Below are 17,765 nucleotides of genomic sequence, written 5' to 3' on the forward strand. Positions count from 1 at the left end.
AGAGCAACATGAGAGTTCGTGGAAGCGTGTCACCGCAACCAGAACCGGACATACGCCCTTTTCACCCGCTCGGGCGTATCTGAGCGGGGGCTCCACGCTCGTCGCCGCTCACCCGAAGGTGAACGAGAAGGCCTGGACTCCCGACTGCGCAGTCAGCTCGACCGTGCCGCTCCGCACTGAATCGTCGTCGACCAGCGCATACGCCCGCGGCGAGCCGTCCACCGCCAGCTCCACCCGGTCCACGACCCTCCCGTCCTCGTCGCGCACCGTGGCCGTGACAGCCCCCGTCCCGCCGAGGACCACCTGCACGACCTCGGCGTGGTACCGCAGGCGCAGCTGCGCGTCGGGTCCCGCGGTCGCACCCTGGTAGTCGGTGGTCCACGTCCCGCCGAGCGCGACCGTGTCCGCCGGCTGGTCCCCGGGGAGCGTGTACGTCGCCTCGCCCTCGCGGTACTCGCCGGCGACGTTGGTCTTCTTGCTCACCGACAGGAAGGTCTCCTGCGTCACGTCGGCCACCGGGGTGGTGTCGTCCACCTGTGTCCTCGCGCCGAGGGTCACCCCCGGGTCCGCCTGGGTCAGCAGCTCCCGGATCAGGGTCTCGGTCTGGGCGTAGCCGCCCTCGCCCTGCGACACCTGGCGGATCTGTCCGTCGGCGTCGATCAGGTAGTGGGCCGGCCAGTACCGGTTCCGGTAGGCGGTCCACGTGGCGTACGCGTTGTCCTGCGCCACGGGGTACGTGATGCCCAGCCGCTCGGCACCGTCGACGACGTTGCGGGTCTCGCGCTCGAACGCGTACTCGGGGGTGTGCACCCCGATCACCACCAGGCCGTCGTCGCCGTAGGCCTCCTCCCAGGCCGTCACGTGCGGGACCGAGCGCTGGCAGTTGATGCAGGAGTACGCCCAGAAGTCGAGGAGCACCACCTTGCCGCGCAGGTCCGCCAGGTCCACCGGGGCGCCGTCCGGGGTGTTCAGCCACGTGTCGATGCCTCGGATGGCCGGCGCGGGTCCGCAGTCCTCGAGCTCGGCCGAGTTGTTGCTGCACTCGGCCAGCTGCCGGTTCTCGTCCGTGACCAGCCCGCCCAGGTCCAGCTGCTCGCGCACGGTCTCGTTGGCGGCGACCTTCGCCTGGAGCTGCTCCGTGTAGCCGGGCAGCGCGCGCTGGATCGCGTCGGTGAGGTTGAACGCCAGCGCCAGGGCCAGCGCGACCATCAGCACCCCGCCCGCCGCGCGGATCCCCCGCTGGTGCGTGCGGAACGCGGCGATGCGCTCGGCCACCCGACGGCCAGCCAGCGCCAGGATCAGCAGCGGGATCGCCGCGCCCAGCGCGAACGACACCGTCAGGACGACCGTGCCGGGGCCGACCGATCCCGTCGCACCGGCCACCGTGATCGCCGCCAGCACCGGCCCCGCGCACGGCACGTACACCGCGCCGAGCCCCAGGCCCAGCACGAAGCCGCCGCGGCCGGCACCCGGCGCGCGCTTCGGGGTCAGCCGCTGGAACGGGCGCTCCAGGACCTCCTCGAACTTGGGCACCAGCAGGCCGACGCCCAGCAGGGCCAGCACCGCGATGCCCGCCCAGCGCAGCAGGTCCTGCGGCAGCCCGAGGAGGTTGAGCAGCACCGTGCCGACGAGGGTGACCAGCGTGAAGCTGGTGACCAGGCCGGCGATGACCAGGTAGGGACGGCGGGCGGAAGCCTTGTCGCGCGTGGCCGTCACCTCCGCGGGTGGTTCTAGGGTGGCGACGCCACCGGGCGTCCACGTGCTGCCGCTCGACAGGAACGACGGCTGGGCCATCGCCCCCACCGAGCCGGCGGCGCCCTTCGTCGTCCTCGTCGTGGCGGATGGTCGGGCGCGTGCCCCCTGCACGCCGCCCGCGAAGAACACCACGGGCAGCACGGGCAGGATGCACGGCGAGATGCCGGTGATGAGGCCACCGACGAGGCCGATGAGCGCGAGCGTGAGCAGGTCCATGGCGGGAGTTCGCCGCGGCGACCTCGACGGATGGGTCCACGAACTCGTCAGAAGTCCCACCCATCCGCTCCCCCGGCGGCCCCGAACCACCCCCGAGATGACCGGGCGGGTACCCCACCCGGACCACATTCGAAGGAGTCACCATGCGCACCACGAACCGCACCCGCATCGCCGCCGTCCTGCTCGCCGGCGTCACGGGCCTCGCCCTGACCGCCTGCAGCTCCGGCGCGGCCGACGACACCGCCGGCTCCGACTCGTCGGCCATGGAGACGCCCATGGAGACGCCGTCGGACATGGCGACCGAGGACGACATGATGACGGCCGACCCGGCCGCCGACCTCGTCGGCCCCGGCTGTGCCGACTACGCCGCCGCCGTCCCCGACGGCCCCGGCTCGGTGACCGGCATGTCGACCGACCCGGTCGCCGTGGCCGCGTCGAACAACCCGCTGCTGACCACCCTCGTCGCGGCCGTGTCCGGGCAGCTCAACCCCGACGTCAACCTCGTCGACACCCTCAACGGTGCCGAGTTCACGGTGTTCGCGCCGGTCGACGACGCGTTCGCCAAGATCGACCCCGCGACCATCGAGTCCCTGAAGACCGACTCCGCGACGCTCTCCTCGATCCTCACGTACCACGTGGTGCCCGGGCAGCTGTCGCCGGCCATGGTCGAGGGCACGCAGACCACCGTCCAGGGCGGGACGGTCGAGGTCACCGGCTCCGGCGACTCGATGATGGTCAACGGCGCCAACGTCATCTGCGGCGGCGTCCACACCGCCAACGCGACCGTCTACCTCATCGACTCGGTGCTCATGCCGACGATGTGACGACCCGACGGGCCGGTCGCTGCGGCGGTCGGCCCGTCTACGCTCGCCCGGTCAGCGGGCGAGCAGCGGAGCCCCCTCGCAGGGTACGGCGAGGGGGCTTCGTCGCGTCCGGACCCGCACCTGTGGTGCCGACGAGGTCGTGAGTCGGCGACGAGGTCGTGAGCTGCGACTGACGACCTCGTCGCGAACTCACGACCTCACCTTCTCGGTGTCGAGCTCGGTGGTCGGTGCCCAGCTCGGTGGCTCGAGCAGCCGAGCTCGACGCGGAGCACCGAGCTCGCGGGGACGCGGGCCGTCAGGTGGCGGAGAGGACGACCAGCGGGTCCGTCGTCGGCTGCGTGGAGCCGGCCGCCGGTTCGATGGTGATGGCCAGGGCGGCGCCCGCGGAGTAGTCGTCGGCGAGCTGGCGGACGGAGCCGGCGTCGTCAGCCAGCACGCCCGCCGAGGCGGCGCCGTCGGCGTCGACGACCCAGAGCTGGTACGCCTTGTCGTCGCCGGGGTCCGGCAGGCCGGTCGCGCTGAAGAGGGCGCGGTCGTCGGTGAGGATCGCGGTCGCGGTGCCGCCGCCGGTGACGTCTCCGTGCACGACGACGGCCGACGGGTCGGTGAGCAGGTCGGCGAGCGCCTGCTGCTGCTGCTCGGCCTCGGTGGCTCGCTGCGCCTGCTGCACCGCGAGCGCGGTGGGCACGGCGGCGCCGATGACGACGGCCGCCGCGACGGCGAGCCAGCGCGTGCGGGACGGGCGCCGGCGGTCGGCGAGGTTCGTGACGCCCTGCTCCGGGGCGTCGGCAGGCACAGCGGCGTCGGCAGGCGCTGCGGCGTCGTACGGTCGGGGGCCCTCGGGCGACGCGGGGGCGTCACCGGACACGGACGCGGGACCCGCCGGAGCGTCCGTCACCGCGTGGCGCGGACCGGCGAGCGGGCCGAGCTGCGAGACGTCGGCGATCGCAGCCAGGACCGAGGCGCGCAGCGCGGCCGGGGGTTCGCCGGCGACGGCGTCGCCCAGGGTCGCCGCGACGGCGGCGAGCTGCGCGAGATCGGCGGCGGCCTCGGGGTCGGTGGCGACGAGCTGCTCCACGACCGCGCGCTCGTCGGGGTCCACGGCGTCCAGCGCGTAGGCGCCGAGCAGGGAGCGGGCGTCGTCGTCGGAGATCGTCATGACGTCACCCCCAGGCAGTCGCGCAGGCGGAGCAGGCCGTCCCGGATCCGGCTCTTCACCGTGGGCAGCGGCGCGGCGAGCTCGTCGGCCACCTCACGGTAGGTCCGGCCGCCGTAGTACGCGAGGACCACGGCCTGCTTCTGGGTGGACGTCAGGGTGCCCAGGCAGTCGCGGACGCGGACCTGCTCGAGGGCGGACTCGACCTCGTCCGCGACGACGTCGAACTCCCGCTCGGCGCTCCCGTCGAGCACCCGCTGGTCACGGTCGCGCTGGGCCTGTACCGCACGGACGCGGTCGACGGCCCGCCGGTGGGCGAGCGTCAGCGTCCAGGTGCGGGCCGACCCACGGGTGGCGTCGAACCGGGCGGCGGTGCGCCAGACCTCGACCCAAACCTCCTGCGCGACCTCCGCGGCGTGGTCGTGGTCCCGCAGGACGCCGAGGCAGGTGCCGAAGACCCCGCGGCCGAGCGTGTCGTAGAGGGCGGCGAAGGCCGAGTCGTCGCCCTGCCCGACGTCCGCGAGCAGGGACTCGGCGGAGCGGGGCGCGTCAGCCTCGTCCGGTCCTCGCTCCACGCGGGCCAGTGTGCCCCACCGCATCGCCGCTCGCCCTTCGGCGGTCGCGCGCCGCAGACCGGTGTGCCCGGGGAGGCACACCGGTGGGGTCGACAGCTGAGGCAGGGACATCGGGTCCGTCGTCCGTCGGGTCGGATGGGTCAGCAGTGGTTCGGCGCCGACGCCCGCACGGATGGCTCAGAGCAGCCCGAGGTCTCCGAGGTCGCCGCCGGTGCCGGCGGCGGGCTCGTCGTCGGCGAGCCGGAGCGCCAGCTGCGTCTCCCACCGCGCCATCTCGGGCTCGATCAGCGGGTCGGTCAGCTGGAGCTCGAGCCGGCACCCCCAGACCTCACCCTCGGGGGTGTCCCAGCGATCGAACCGGAGCCCCTCGGCCGCGGCCCACGCCTGCATGCCCGCGGTCACCTGCGCCAGCTCGTCGGGCGGGCCGACGTGGCTGGTCACCGCGTATCGGCCGGCGGGCAGGACGCCGGTGACGACGCCCCCGTCCGTCCAGTGCACGGCCTCGGCGAGCGGTACGCCGGCCTCGACGACCATGCCGTGCTCCGGATCGACCACGGAGTACCGGAAGAACGGCGGACCGGCCGGGTGCAGGCTGTGCGCCGTGAGCCAGGCGAACAGCTCCGGGAAACCGCCGGCGGCCCGCCCGAAGGTGCCCGGGGTGACCGCCGCGCTGATGCCCACGTAGGGCACCGCGGGGCGGTCCACGAGCACGGGAACCACCGTCGAGCCTGTCATCGGACCTCCTGGCCCGAGGCTACGACCGTCCGGTCACCGGCGCAGGGCGACGGCCGCGTCGAGGTGCGCCTCGCGACGCTGCTCGTGGGCCCGGCGCTCGGTGTGCTGCCAAGACTCGGCAGGCACGGGAGCCGGGCGGGCGAGCCGCGCACGGGAGGAGCGGAGGATCAGTCGGGGGATCGGGATGCGCACGGTGCGCACGTCGTACGTCAGCGCGACCATGTCACGCCTCCTCGGATGAGTCGGGAGCGAGCGGGTGGGGGGCGTCGGGCGCCTCCGGACCGGGTGCGGGATCGACCGCGATGTCGGGGTGGCTGGTGGCGAACCAGCGCATGAGCTGGGCACCCGCGGGACGCGTCGAGGCGTCCTTCATGCGGGCGACGTACGGCTCGAGCAGGGCACCGATCGCGTGGAGCAGGGCGTCCGTCTCGTCGGGCGTCGCCCAGAAGGTGTCCTTGGTCATCGACGCCGGCAGCGACCGGCCGACCAGCTCCTCGCCTCGGTCGGCGCGCTCGTGCAGGAAGCTGATGAAGCCCTCGGCCTCCTGGCGGACGGCGACCTCGGCCAGCTCCACGACCGCGCGCACGGACCCGGGGACCGACTCGTCGGGCACGAACTGCTCGCGGTGGGCGCTGGGGCGCCACGGCCGCTCGCGTCCGCGGGGCTCGGCGGGCTCGATGAACCCGTAGCGGGCCAGCAGGCGCAGGTGGAACGAGCAGTTGGCCACCGACTCACCGGTGTGCTTGGCGCACTGGGTGGCGGTGGCCTCGCCGGTGTCGTCGAGGTACTCGAGCAGTGCGAGCCGCAGCGGGTGCGCCAGCGCGCGGATCCGCTCGGGGTCGCTCCGGCTCAGCCGGATCTCGGTGCTCTGCTCGGTGCTCATGGTGTGACTGTAGAACGCGCAACGCTCGTTGCGCAAGGGTTATTGCGAAAGAGCTGTTGTGAACGACGAAGGCCCCCACCGCCGTGGTGGGGGCCTTCGCGTACTGCGGGGACGGGTCAGATCACTTGAACGCGTCCTTGATGTTCTCGCCAGCCTGCTTCACGTTCGCGCTGGCCTGATCGCCCTTGCCCTCTGCTTCGAGACGCTCGTCGTCAGTCGCCTTGCCGGCCGCTTCCTTGACCTTGCCCTTGGCTTCTTCCGCAGCGTTGCTGATCTTGTCGTCGAGACCCATCAGAATCACTCCTCTCGGGTTGGCAACTCCTCGACGTTACGACGGTCCTGCGCGCTCCGCATCCGCAACGACGGCGTCGCGCAGCGCGGCCAGCACCTGCTCCCAGTTGGCGGTCGCGTGCGACGCCTCCTCGGCAGAACCGTTCCCGTCCTGCTCGAGCGTGACGCTCGTGGACCCGTGGTTCTCGTCGAAGGTGAACGTCAGGTGGTGGTAGTTCTCGGGGACGTCCGGCTGCCCGCTCAGTGGCGAGTAGTGCGTGTAGCGCAGGCGCCGTGGCCGGTCGACCTCGAGGATCTCGCCGTGGTCCTGGAACGGTCTGCCGTCCCACTCGCCGTCGAACGTGATGGGCACGCCGACCACGTAGGTGCTGGACACGCGGGCTCCCATCATCCAGGTGGCCTCGGGATCGACCAGGGTGTCCCAGACGGTGTCGGCCGGTGCGGGGATGTCGACGGACGCTCGAGCGACATGGTTCTCAGACATGTGCGCCTCCCCGGACGCGATAGAGGTCGGTGAGCGTGAAGATCTCCGACCCGTGGTGGATGATCTCGCGGTTGATGTGCGCCACCAGGTGCGCGAACGGCGACTGCGCATCGATCTCGGTGGCCTGGCTGAGGCCGACCGTGAAGATCTCATCGTCGGACATCCCCGCGATCCCCGCGCGCCAGGCGTCGGCCACCCGCGTGAGCTCCGCGACGGCCGGTCCGACCTCGCCCGAGTAGGTCAGCGTCGGCCGCTTGGCCTCGTGGGCGCCGAACGTCCAGTCGTACCGCTCGGTGAGCACCTCGGTCAGGTGCGCGACCAGCCACGCGACGGTCCGTGGGCCGGGGTGGTCCGGACCCTCGGGCCACTCCACCACCCACTCGCCCACGCCGAACGTGCGGGGAGCCGTGGACTCCGTGCGCCGCCGGACGCTCAGTGCGCCCGGCGCCGGCTCCCACTCGAACTCGTCCTGCGTCACGGTCTCCAGGCGGCGCCCGAGCTCCCACCAGGAGAACTCCAGCTGCCCGCGGACCACCGCGCGGGGCGTCGGCACGCTCAGGATCGACCAGTCGAAGTCATCCATGCCAGGGCTCCTCACAAGGGGGTCGGCTGCGCCCCGACCGTAGCGAAGCCCTGTGACACTCAGTCGGCGGCGGTCTCTTCCCGCAGGCGCGGCTCGGTCCGCCGGGACGGAGCGAAGCCGGCCTTGTCGGCGTAGAACGCGCGCACCTGGTCCATGTCCGCCGTGACGTCACCGGTGAGGCGCAGCGTCGGGCCGAGGCCGGCCGTCATGGTGGTCCGGTCGACGTAGCCGAGCGTCACCGGCAGGTCCGTCGCGCGGGCGATCCGGTAGAACCCCGACTTCCAGCCGGAGCCGCTGCGCGAGCCCTCGGGGGTGACGACGAGGTAGAAGCGGTCGCCGCCCTGGATCCGCGCCACGAGCTCGTCGACCAGGCCGGCGGGGTCGCGGCGGTCCACCGGGATGCCGCCGAGCGCGCGCATGACCGGGCCTGCGGGTCCGCGGAACAGCTGGTGCTTGCCGAGCCACTTGACGGTCAGGTCCGCCTCGTTGCTGATCGCGAGCATGAGGATGAAGTCCCAGTTCGACGTGTGCGGTGCGCCGATCAGCAGGCCGGCGCCGTCCACCGGCACGCGTTCGGTCTGCAGGGTCCAGCGGCTCAGGCGCCAGTAGGCGCGGGCCAGGGTCCGTCGGAGCGTCACGTCCCGGACCGTACCTGAGCGATCAGCCCGGGTCCGAGTCACACCCTCGTGTGCAGTCTTTCGACGATCCCTTGACTGTGCGGGTGACCGTTCGTAGTGTCTGGTCACCACCTCGCAAGAATTCGACAGTCAGCACGCACAAAGTTGTGCGACTCCTGGCACTACTCGGCCCTGGGGCACCGACGCCCCTCCGCCGGTCCGGCCCCTGCGTCCAGCGTCGGGCGCTCGAGACACGGGCAGCGCACTCGGTATCGACCCCGCCCCCGGCGGGAGAACGAGGAGCCACCTCATGAGCATGAGAAGGAACGTCAGGCTCGCCGTCGTGGCCACCGCCACGGCGGCGCTGGTCGCACCGCTCGGCCTCGCGGTCTTCGCGCAGGGAGCGATCGCGGCCGGCCCGAACCTCGCCGCGGGCAAGCCGGCCACCGCCAGCACCACCGTCGACGTCTACGGCGCCGGCAACGTCACGGACGGCAACCAGGGCACCTACTGGGAGTCGGCCAACAACCAGTTCCCGCAGTGGGTGCAGGTGGACCTCGGCACAGCCGCCACGGTCACCGACCTGACGCTCAAGCTGCCGACGGGCGCCTGGGGAGCGCGCACGCAGACCCTCACCGTGCAGGGCTCCACCAACGGCTCGACGTTCACCACCCTGAAGGCGTCGACGGGCTACACGTTCGACCCGGGCGCCGCCAACACGGTGAACGTCGACGTCGCCGACACCTCCGTGCGGTTCGTGCGGCTGAGCATCACGGCCAACACCGGCTGGCCGGCCGGGCAGCTCTCGGAGCTCGAGGTCTACGGCACGAGCGAGCCGACTCCCACGCCGACGCCGACGCCCTCGCCGACCGGCCAGAACCTCGCGCTCAGCAGGCCCATCGCCGCGTCCTCCACCGAGTGGACCTACGTCGCCGGCAACGCGGTGGACGGGAACCTCGGCACCTACTGGGAGGGTGCCGGCGGCCAGTACCCGGGCACCCTCACCGTCACGCTCGCCTCGGCCAGCCAGCTCTCGGCCGTGACGGTCAAGCTCAACCCTGACGGCGCGTGGGGCAACCGCGCCCAGACGTTCTCGGTGGAGGGCCGCACCGGCACCGGGGCGTTCTCCACACTGGCGCCCTCGGCCGCCCGTGCGTTCAGCCCCTCGACCGGCAACACGGTCACCGTGCCCGTCAGCGGCACCGCCACCGACGTCCGCCTCGTGTTCACCGGCAACACCGGCGCGGGCAACGGTCAGGTGGCGGAGCTCCAGGTGTTCGGCGCAGCAGCCCCGAACCCCGACCTCACGGTCACCGGCGTCACCGGCCCGGCGAACGCGACCGAGTCGACGCCCGTCACGCTCACCGCGACGGTGAAGAACATCGGCACCTCGGCATCGGCTGCCACCACGCTCGCCTTCCAGGTGGACGGCCAGAACGTCGTCAACGCGAACGTCGGCGCTCTGAACCCCGGTGCCACCGCCACGGTGACGGGAAGCATCGGCGCCCGCGCCGCCGGCTCGTACACGATCGGCGCCACCGCCGACCAGGCGAACACCGTGGTCGAGCAGAACGAGTCCAACAACGCGTACAGCAACCCGACCAAGCTGGTCGTGGCGCCCGTGGCGAGCTCGGACCTGGTCCCCGTCGTCAGCTGGTCGCCGAGCAACCCGGCGGCCGGTGCGGTCGTCACGTTCACCGGGGCGGTCGCCAACAACGGCAACATCGCCACGTCGACCGCCGCGCACGGACTGACGGTCACCATCAAGGACTCGACGACGGGCACCGTGGTCAAGACGCTCACCGGCTCCAACAGCGGCGCGATCGCCGCCGGGGCGACCAGCGGGACCGTGACCCTGGGCACCTGGACGGCCGGCAACGGCACGTACGACGTGTCCAGCGCGGTCGCCGCCGACTCCACGGAGGTGCCCGGCAAGCAGGCGAACAACGTGGTCTCAGCCGGGATCTTCGTCGGCCGCGGCGCGCGTCTGCCGTTCGACATGTACGAGTCCGAGGACGGTCGCACGGGCGGCGGGGCGGTGCTCGTCGGCCCCAACCGCACAGTCGGCGACCTCGCCGGCGAGGCGTCGGGTCGTCGCGCGGCGACACTGAGCGCCACGGGGTCGTACGTCGAGTGGACGACGAAGAACCCGACGAACACGCTGGTCACGCGGTTTTCCATCCCGGACAACGCGGCCGGCACGGGCCAGTCGGGCAGCATCGACATCTTCGTCAACGGCACCTACCTCAAGCGCCTCGACCTGTCGTCGCGGTTCGCGTGGCTCTACGGCAACGAGACCAACCCCAACAACCAGCCCGGCTCCGGAGGACCGCGGCACATCTACGACGAGGCCAGCACGCTGCTGGGCACCACGGTCCCTGCCGGCGCGACCATCCGCCTGCAGCGCACGGCCAGCAACCCGCAGCCGGTGACGATCGACTTCATCAACACCGAGCTGGCGACGGCTGACCCGAACCCGAACCCGGCGCAGTACGTGCAGCCCACCGGGTTCACGCACCAGGACGTGCAGAACGCGCTCGACAAGGCCCGCATGGACACCACCGGGACGGTCAAGGGCGTGTACCTGCCCGCCGGTGACTACTCCACGTCGAGCAAGTTCCAGGTGTACGGCAAGGCGGTCGACATCGTCGGCGCCGGCCCCTGGTTCACACGGTTCTTCGCGCCCACGGGCCAGGAGAACACCGACGTCGGCTTCCGTGCGGAGGCGTCGTCGAACGGGTCGAAGTTCCGGGGGTTCGCCTACTTCGGCAACTACACGTCGCGGATCGACGGCCCGGGCAAGGTGCTGGACTTCACCAACGTGTCGAACATGACGGTGGACGACCTCTGGGTCGAGCACATGATCTGCATGTTCTGGGCGTCCAACATGGACAACAGCACCATCACCGACTCGCGCATCCGGAACACGTTCGCCGACGGCATCAACATGACCAACGGCAGCGCCAACAACCGCGTGGCCAACATCGAGGCGCGCGGCACGGGTGACGACTCGTTCGCCCTGTTCGCGGCCACCGACGCGGGCGGCACGGGCCAGACCGGCAACGTCTACGAGAACCTGACGTCGCTGGTCACGTGGCGTGCGGCGGGCCTGGCGGTCTACGGCGGGTACGGGAACACGTTCCGGAACATCTACATCGCGGACACGCTCGTGTACTCCGGCATCACGATCAGCTCGCTCGACTTCGGGTACCCGATGGACGAGTTCGGCTCCGCGGCGCCGACGAGCTTCCAGAACATCTCGATCGTGCGGGCCGGCGGCCACTTCTGGGGCAACCAGACGTTCCCCGCCATCTGGGTGTTCTCCGCGTCGAAGAAGTTCCAGGGCATCCGGGTCAGCGACGTGGACATCGTCGACCCGACCTACTCCGGGATCATGTTCCAGACCAACTACACGAGCCCCACGCAGCCGCAGAACCCCATCACCGACACCACGTTCACCAACGTGTCGATCACGGGTGCTCGCAAGAGCGGGGACGCCTGGGACGCCAAGTCCGGGTTCGCCATCTGGGTCAACGAGATGCCCGAACAGGGTCAGGGACCGGCCGTGGGCTCGGTGACGTTCACCAACCTGCGCCTGAGCAACAACGCGCAGGACATCAAGAACACCACGTCGACGTTCACCATCAACCGCAACTAGTCACCCACGGTTCGCCCGGGCCTCCCGAGGGGCCCGGGCGGGCGACGGCGGACGGTCGGTGTGCGGTCCCGACCGTCCGTCGTCGCACCGGTGCCGGCGCGAGAACGTGCGTCTCCCGCGAGAACGGCACGTCGAACTGCCGTTCTCGCGGGGAGCTGCCGTTCTCGTCAACGCGTGACGGCGAGGCGCGCCGGGGGCTGAGCCGCCCGTGCGCGACGGAGGAGCTCCCCCGGCACCCGCACCGCGCGCGAGCGCGTCGGCATGAACCGCACGAAGAACCCGACCCGCATCACCCACGCCACCCACCCGGTGAGCGGGAACCCGTACAGGTCCGCGACGCCCCGGCCGACCCCGAACGACGCCGCCTGCCCGAGCCCGAGGTACCGGAACTGCCGGCCCGGACGGCCCGCCAGCGCGCGGGCGACGTTGCGGCCCACCTGGTCGCCCGCCTTGATCGCCCACAGCGCGTTGGCGGTCACCGGGACACCGCTGCGTGGGTGGGCGACCGACGCCGCGTCGCCCGCGGACCAGACGTCCGGCGCGACGAGCAGCTCCCGCGTGGTCACCAGGCGTCCGACGTCGTCGCGGGGCAGCCGCTCGAGACCGGGCAGGGCGACCGCGCGCTGCCCGGTGGTGGCCAGGACGGTGTGCGTGCGGACCACCGACCCGTCGGACAGGGTGACCGACCCGTCCTCGGCCGCCACCACCCGCACCCCCGTGCGGACGTCGACGCCGAGCCGCGTCAGCTCGGTCGCGCAGCGCGCGGCCAGTCGGGGCTGCTCGTCGTGCAGCGCGGGCACCACCCGGTCCGCCGACTGCACCAGCACCACCTGCGGCACCCGTGCCGCGAGCGCGGCGGCGAGCTCGACCCCCGCGAGCCCGCCGCCGACGACCACCACGGGACCGTCCACCACGCGCACCCTCTGGAGCAGCTCGGCGAGGTCGCCGGGGCCGCGCAGGGTCAGCCCTCGAACCGCGAGCCCGTCGACCGCGTCCAGGGGCTCGCGCCCGCCCGTCCCGACGACGAGCGCGTCGTAGGCCAGGTCCTCGTCCCCGTCGACCCCGGCGTAGTGCACCCGCCGCGCGACGAGGTCCACCCGCGTGACCCGGGCGTGCAGCACGCGGGCGCGCGGCATCGCCTCGGTCAGCGGCGTCTGCGTCAGCGCGATCGGCAGCAGCCCGGCGACCACCTCACCGGTGAACCCGTGGAAGTTGTGCACGGTGTCGGCGCTGAGCACGACGATCTCGACCTCACCGCGCCGCAGGGCTCCGCGCAGCCGCCGCACGAGCGCGCCGTACGCGTGCAGGGTGACGTAGCCGCCCCCGAGCAGGACGACGCGCTTCAACGCACACCCGCCAACGGCCGGCCGAAGCTGGCCGGTGCGGCTGCGGTGAACCCGTGGTGCTCGAACCGGTCGGCCAGTGTCCGGAGGTGCGACACGTGGTCGAGCGTCGGCACGCCCGTCGAGAAGTGGCCGACGTGCCCGGCCAGCCCGAGCAGGAAGGTCTCCGCGAAGCACGCGTACGCCTGGCCGCGCGGCAGCCCGATGTCCCCGCCGCGCAGGTGCATGCCGGGGATCTCGACGACCCCGCCGTCCACCAGCGTCACGTCGGGCCGCGCCGCCGCGAGGTCGGGGGAGGTGTTCCGGGGCTGCGTCGCGTCCAGCACCCGAGCGCCCGGCGCCAGGTGCTCGGCCCCGAGCAGCGCGTCGGCCGACGCCGTCAGCAGCACCACGGCGTCGCATCCGCGCACGTCGTGGAGGTCGGTCGAGGTGGTCGTCGGCACCCGTCCCCCGACCTCCGCAGCCAGGGCCTCCAGCTTGACCGCCCCGCGGGCGACCAGCAGGAGGGAGTCGACCGAGCCGCCCGCGGCGAGCAGGCGGACCAGCGTGGTGCCCACCGACCCCGTGGCGCCGACGACGGCCACGCGCCGGTCGGACAGGTCCGCGACCAGGTCCAGCAGCTGGTCCTCGACGATCGCGGCCGTGTACGCGTTGCCGTTGGTGACGCCGATGTCCGTGCGACCGCGCAGGGTGGCGCCGCCCGCGGTGACCGTCGCCGTGAGCGCGCCGAGGCCGACGATGCCGGCGCCGAGCCGCGCGGCGTGGTCAATCGCCCGACCGACGCGCGCGCGGCCCTCGTGCGGCTCGGACAGCAGGTGCCTGGCCCCGAACGGGACGAGCACCACGTGGCCCACCGGCCGGTCGTCGAGCAGGATCCGGGACATCGCGTACGGCGGGAGCGGGAGGCGCCGGACGGCGGTCTCGACGATCCCCTCGGGCACGCGACCCAGGGGCCGCCAGATCCGCGCGAGGTCCTCCGCGATGCGGCCTCGCGGATGGACCAGGAAAGCGAACGGTGCAGCGGTGCTCATCGGTTGCTCCCCTGTGGCGGGTGGTCTGTGCCCCGAAGGGGCGCGAACGCACCACGGAGATACAGGGGGAAGCCAAGCAAGCGGATGTGTCGGTGGGATGACCTGCGGGTGGGTTCACCCGCAGGTTCACACTTCCGTGGTCCAGGTGTGCTGCGGGTCGTAGCCCAGCAGGCGGCGGGCCTTGTCGATGGACAGCAGCGTCTCGCGGCCCTCGATCGGCCGCCTCACGGGCACGTCCGGGAAGTACTCGGCGACGAGCTCCGCCGACGGCCGCTCCAGCACGGTGTCCGGCGACGCGATGATGAACGCCTCGAAACCACGCAGGTCGCTCTCCAGCGCGAGCCGGACGGCCAGCGCCCCGTCGCGGGCGTCGATGTAGCCCCAGAGGTTCCAGATCCGGCTGCGGGGGTCGTCCGCGAAGCCCGGGAACGCGGCGTAGTCGGCGACGTCCATCACGTTGGAGAACCGCAGCCCGAAGAGCTTGAGCTCGGGGTCCCACCGCGTGAAGTGCCGGGCCATCTCCTCCTCGACCGCCTTGCCCAGCGAGTACGTGCTCTCCGGGCGGACCGCGTACTCCTCGTCGACCGGGACGTACGGCGGGGGCGTCTCGAAGGGCAGCCCGAGGACGGTCTCGCTGGACGCCCAGACGACGTTCTTGATCCCCGCCCGGCGCGCGGCGCTGAACACGTGGTGGGTGGCGACGACGTTGTTGGCGAACGTGGCGCCGCTCGGGCGCAGGCCCGGCGCGGGGATCGCGGCGAGGTGCACCACGGCGTCGACGCCGTCGTACCGGTCGTCGATGCCGGTCAGCGCCTCGGTCACCTGGCCCAGGTCGGTGAGGTCGACCCGGCTGAACACCGCCTGCTGACCCTCCGGCGGCAGGACCGTGTCCACGTTCACCACGTCGTACCCGTGCTCGGCCAGGTGCGCCACGACCGCACGACCGAGCTTGCCGCTGCCCCCCGTCACCACGACGCGGCTCATGACGCGTCCAACCACACGTGCGACGGCGGGACCAGGGCCTCGAGCGCGGGCCACAGCGCCGGCGGCAGCGGCTCCGAGGCCAGGTCGAGGGTGCGGGCGACGCGGCCGGGGCGGCTCATGCCCACGATCGTCGAGGCGATCCGGGGGTCGCGCAGCGAGAACTGGAGCGCGGCGGTGCCCAGGTCGGCATGGAAGTCGGCGCACACCCCTCGCATCGCGTCGACCGCCGCGAGCGTCTCGGGTGGTGCCGGGCGGTAGCCGTAGCTGGTCGGCCCGCCGGACTGGAACGCCAGGATCCCGCCGCCGTAGACCGCCGCGTTGACGATCCCCATCCCCTGCCGGACCGCCTCGTCCAGCAGCGGACCCGCGCTGCGGTCCACGAGCGTCCAGCGGTTGTGCACCAGCAGGACGTCGAAGACGCCGAGGTCCAGGTACTTCGCGATCTCCTGCACCCGGCCGCCCGCCAGGCCGATCGCGCCGACCTGCCCCTCCTCCTTCAGGCGCACGAGCGCCTCGACCGGGCCGCCCGGTGCGGACATCTCCGCGAAGTCGAACGACTCCGGGTCGTGCAGGTGCACCAGCGGCAGGTGGTCGAGGCCCAGGCGCTCGCGGCTCTCCGCCACCGACGCACGCACGCGGTCCGCCGAGTAGTCGCGGCCGGACGGGTCCACCTTGGTGGCGATGACGACGCCCTCGGGGACGCCGCCGGCCTCGACCAGGGCGGCGCCGATCCGGCGCTCGCTCTCGCCGTCGGAGTAGCCGTTGGACGTGTCGATGAACCGGATCGGGCTGTCGAGGGCGGCCAGCACGGTGGCGACGCCCTCGTCGGCAGAGACGTCCCGGCCGAAGAGCGCCGGCATGCTGCCGAGGGGTCCACCGCCGAGACAGACGGCCGAGACCTTCAGGCCCGTGGGGCCGAGGTCACGGATCCAGGCGGACTGACCAGGGGCGTAGTCGGGCTGCTTCATCACGCCATCCCATCACGGGGGGTCAGAAATGTCCGGTCGTTCGCTAGCGTCGAGCACACAGCGGTTCGAGCAGGGGAGCGCCCATGAGCCAGGCCGAGGTCGTCGCCAAGCCGTCGCCCCTGCAAGGGGTGCTCGACTGGATCGAGCGGGTGGGCAACAAGGTCCCTCATCCGGTGATCATCTTCCTCATCCTCATCGCGTTCATCATGGTGCTCTCGGCGGTGTTCCAGGCGGCCGGGAGCACCGTCACGTTCGAGCAGGCGCAGATCGGCGCCGAGGAGCCGATCACCGTGACGGTGGCCGCGCAGAGCCTCCTCGACGGCGACGGCCTGCGGTTCGTGTTCACCTCACCGGTCGCCAACTTCAACAACTTCGGCGTGGTCGGCGTCATCGTCGTCGCCATGATCGGCGTGGGCATGGCCGAGGAGGTCGGCCTGATCGCCTCGTTCATCAAGCGGCTGGTCAAGGTCACCCCGCCGCGCGCGATCACGTTCATCATCGTGCTGCTGGGCGTCCTGTCCTCCATCGCCACCGACGCCGGCTACCTGGTCCTCATCCCGCTGGCCGCCGCGGTGTTCCTGTCGCTCGGCCGGCACCCGCTGGCCGGCCTCGCGGCCGCGTTCGCCGGAGTCGGCGGCGGCTTCGCGGTGAACGTGCTGATCACGCCCGTCGACGGGATGCTCGCGGAGATCACCAACGAGGCGATCGCGGACCCCGCCAACCACGTCGCGATCACCGGCAACCTGTTCTTCGGGATCGTCTCGACGCTCCTGGTCACGGTCGTCGTCACGCTGCTCACCGAGAAGTTCGTCGAGCCGCGCCTGGGGGTCTACCACCCGTCGGAGGGGCCGTCGGAGTCGGACGAGCCGCCCTCCGGGGAGCTCAGCGACGAGGAGAAGAACGGCCTGCGCTGGGCGTTCTGGGCCTTCCTCGGCACCACGGCCGTCGTGCTGGCGCTCTCGCTCCCGCCGAACGCCCTGCTGCGCAACCCCGAGACCGGCAGCCTGATCGAGGACTCCCCGCTGCTGAACTCGATCATCTTCCTGATCCTCGTGTACTTCTTCGTGATGGGCCTGGCCTACGGCAAGGGCGCCGGCACCATCCACGGCTCGATGGACGTCATCAACCCGATGACCAAGACCATCGCCGGCCTCTCCGGCCTGATCTTCCTGCTGCTGGTGATCAGCCAGTTCATCGCGTACTTCAACTACTCGAACCTGGGCACCATCGCCGCGGTGAACATGGCCGACACCCTCGAGGCCGCCAACCTCAGCACCGTCTGGCTCATCCTCGGGCTCATCGCGATGACCGCGATCATCGACATCTTCATCGGCGGCGTCGTGCCCAAGTGGGCCATCTTCGCGCCCGTGTTCGTGCCGCTGTTCATCCAGCTGGGCATCTCCCCGGACCTGGCCATGGCCGCCTACCGCGTGGGCGACTCACCCGTGAACGTGGCCACGCCGCTGATGCCGTACTTCGCGCTCATCGTGATCTTCGCCGAGCGGTACCGCCGCAAGGTCGGCGTCGGATCCGTCATCTCGCTGATGCTCCCGTACACCGTGGTGCTGCTGATCACCTGGTCCGCGCTCCTGGTGGTCTGGTACCTCCTGGGCATCCCGCTTGGCCCGGGGGCGTCGATCTACCTGAACTAGAGACGTCCCT

General features: G+C 71.9%; 17 protein-coding genes. 3 read left to right on the top strand and 14 right to left on the bottom strand.

Annotated elements, in window-relative coordinates; translation table 11 throughout:
- Positions 1-108: 108 nt before the first annotated feature.
- Entirely contained in the window at positions 109-1,971 is a 1,863-nt protein-coding gene (locus ACO06A_RS07890; RefSeq protein ID WP_421735461.1) for a cytochrome c biogenesis protein DipZ, read from the bottom strand.
- A gap of 143 nt (positions 1,972-2,114) precedes the next feature.
- On the opposite strand from ACO06A_RS07890, the gene ACO06A_RS07895 reads away from it, so the two are divergent.
- Complete coding sequence (locus tag ACO06A_RS07895) at positions 2,115-2,795, top strand: fasciclin domain-containing protein (RefSeq protein WP_421735462.1); 681 nt, start codon at positions 2,115-2,117, stop codon at positions 2,793-2,795.
- Between the two features lie 295 nt (positions 2,796-3,090).
- Here ACO06A_RS07895 and ACO06A_RS07900 read toward each other — a convergent pair whose 3' ends face one another.
- The 9 genes from ACO06A_RS07900 to ACO06A_RS07940 all read right to left on the bottom strand — a co-directional run bounded on the left by ACO06A_RS07900 (position 3,091) and on the right by ACO06A_RS07940 (position 8,140).
- Positions 3,091-3,954, bottom strand: a complete 864-nt coding sequence (locus ACO06A_RS07900) for an anti-sigma factor domain-containing protein (protein WP_421735463.1) — start codon at positions 3,952-3,954, stop codon at positions 3,091-3,093.
- A complete protein-coding gene (gene sigK, locus ACO06A_RS07905) occupies positions 3,951-4,526 on the bottom strand; it encodes an ECF RNA polymerase sigma factor SigK (protein ID WP_421735464.1) in 576 nt (191 codons plus the stop codon). The genes ACO06A_RS07900 and sigK overlap by 4 nt, the downstream gene beginning before the upstream one ends.
- A gap of 177 nt (positions 4,527-4,703) precedes the next feature.
- Positions 4,704-5,261 carry a GyrI-like domain-containing protein gene (locus ACO06A_RS07910; protein WP_421735465.1) on the bottom strand — a complete coding sequence of 186 codons (558 nt, stop codon included), beginning with the start codon at positions 5,259-5,261 and terminating at the stop codon, positions 4,704-4,706.
- 33 nt (positions 5,262-5,294) lie between these two features.
- A complete protein-coding gene (locus ACO06A_RS07915; RefSeq protein WP_421735466.1) occupies positions 5,295-5,483 on the bottom strand; it encodes a hypothetical protein in 189 nt (62 codons plus the stop codon).
- Between the two features lies 1 nt (position 5,484).
- Entirely contained in the window at positions 5,485-6,144 is a 660-nt protein-coding gene (locus ACO06A_RS07920; RefSeq protein WP_421735467.1) for an ArsR/SmtB family transcription factor, read from the bottom strand.
- Positions 6,145-6,265: 121 nt separating this feature from the next.
- Entirely contained in the window at positions 6,266-6,436 is a 171-nt protein-coding gene (locus ACO06A_RS07925) for a CsbD family protein (protein WP_056086725.1), read from the bottom strand.
- Between the two features lie 36 nt (positions 6,437-6,472).
- Entirely contained in the window at positions 6,473-6,919 is a 447-nt protein-coding gene (locus ACO06A_RS07930; protein WP_421735468.1) for an SRPBCC family protein, read from the bottom strand.
- Complete coding sequence (locus ACO06A_RS07935; protein ID WP_421735469.1) at positions 6,912-7,502, bottom strand: DinB family protein; 591 nt, start codon at positions 7,500-7,502, stop codon at positions 6,912-6,914. The genes ACO06A_RS07930 and ACO06A_RS07935 overlap by 8 nt, the downstream gene beginning before the upstream one ends.
- Positions 7,503-7,561: 59 nt before the next feature.
- Positions 7,562-8,140, bottom strand: coding sequence for a 1-acyl-sn-glycerol-3-phosphate acyltransferase (locus tag ACO06A_RS07940; protein WP_421735471.1), 579 nt, complete (start codon positions 8,138-8,140; stop codon positions 7,562-7,564).
- Positions 8,141-8,429: 289 nt separating this feature from the next.
- Here ACO06A_RS07940 and ACO06A_RS07945 point away from each other — a divergent pair, with 289 nt between their 5' ends.
- Positions 8,430-11,777, top strand: a complete 3,348-nt coding sequence (locus tag ACO06A_RS07945) for a discoidin domain-containing protein (RefSeq protein ID WP_421735472.1) — start codon at positions 8,430-8,432, stop codon at positions 11,775-11,777.
- Between the two features lie 167 nt (positions 11,778-11,944).
- Here ACO06A_RS07945 and ACO06A_RS07950 read toward each other — a convergent pair whose 3' ends face one another.
- The 4 genes from ACO06A_RS07950 to ACO06A_RS07965 form a co-directional block, all read right to left on the bottom strand.
- Positions 11,945-13,123 carry an NAD(P)/FAD-dependent oxidoreductase gene (locus ACO06A_RS07950; protein ID WP_421735473.1) on the bottom strand — a complete coding sequence of 393 codons (1,179 nt, stop codon included), beginning with the start codon at positions 13,121-13,123 and terminating at the stop codon, positions 11,945-11,947.
- On the bottom strand, positions 13,120-14,151 hold the full coding sequence (locus ACO06A_RS07955; RefSeq protein WP_421735474.1) for a semialdehyde dehydrogenase: 1,032 nt from the start codon (positions 14,149-14,151) through the stop codon (positions 13,120-13,122). Before ACO06A_RS07955 ends, ACO06A_RS07950 begins: the two co-directional genes overlap by 4 nt.
- A gap of 126 nt (positions 14,152-14,277) precedes the next feature.
- The gene (locus ACO06A_RS07960) at positions 14,278-15,135 is read right to left on the bottom strand and encodes an NAD-dependent epimerase/dehydratase family protein (RefSeq protein ID WP_421735475.1); all 858 of its coding nucleotides are present in this window, start codon (positions 15,133-15,135) and stop codon (positions 14,278-14,280) included.
- Positions 15,132-16,103 (bottom strand): aldo/keto reductase, encoded by a 972-nt coding sequence (locus ACO06A_RS07965; RefSeq protein ID WP_421735476.1) that lies wholly within the window; start codon positions 16,101-16,103, stop codon positions 15,132-15,134. Before ACO06A_RS07965 ends, ACO06A_RS07960 begins: the two co-directional genes overlap by 4 nt.
- An 83-nt stretch (positions 16,104-16,186) precedes the next feature.
- Here ACO06A_RS07965 and ACO06A_RS07970 point away from each other — a divergent pair, with 83 nt between their 5' ends.
- Positions 16,187-17,755, top strand: a complete 1,569-nt coding sequence (locus tag ACO06A_RS07970) for an AbgT family transporter (protein ID WP_421735477.1) — start codon at positions 16,187-16,189, stop codon at positions 17,753-17,755.
- The last annotated feature ends 10 nt before the right edge of the window (positions 17,756-17,765 follow it).

The sequence above is a fragment of the Cellulomonas sp. genome (assembly GCF_965229465.1).
Lineage (GTDB): Bacteria > Actinomycetota > Actinomycetes > Actinomycetales > Cellulomonadaceae > Cellulomonas.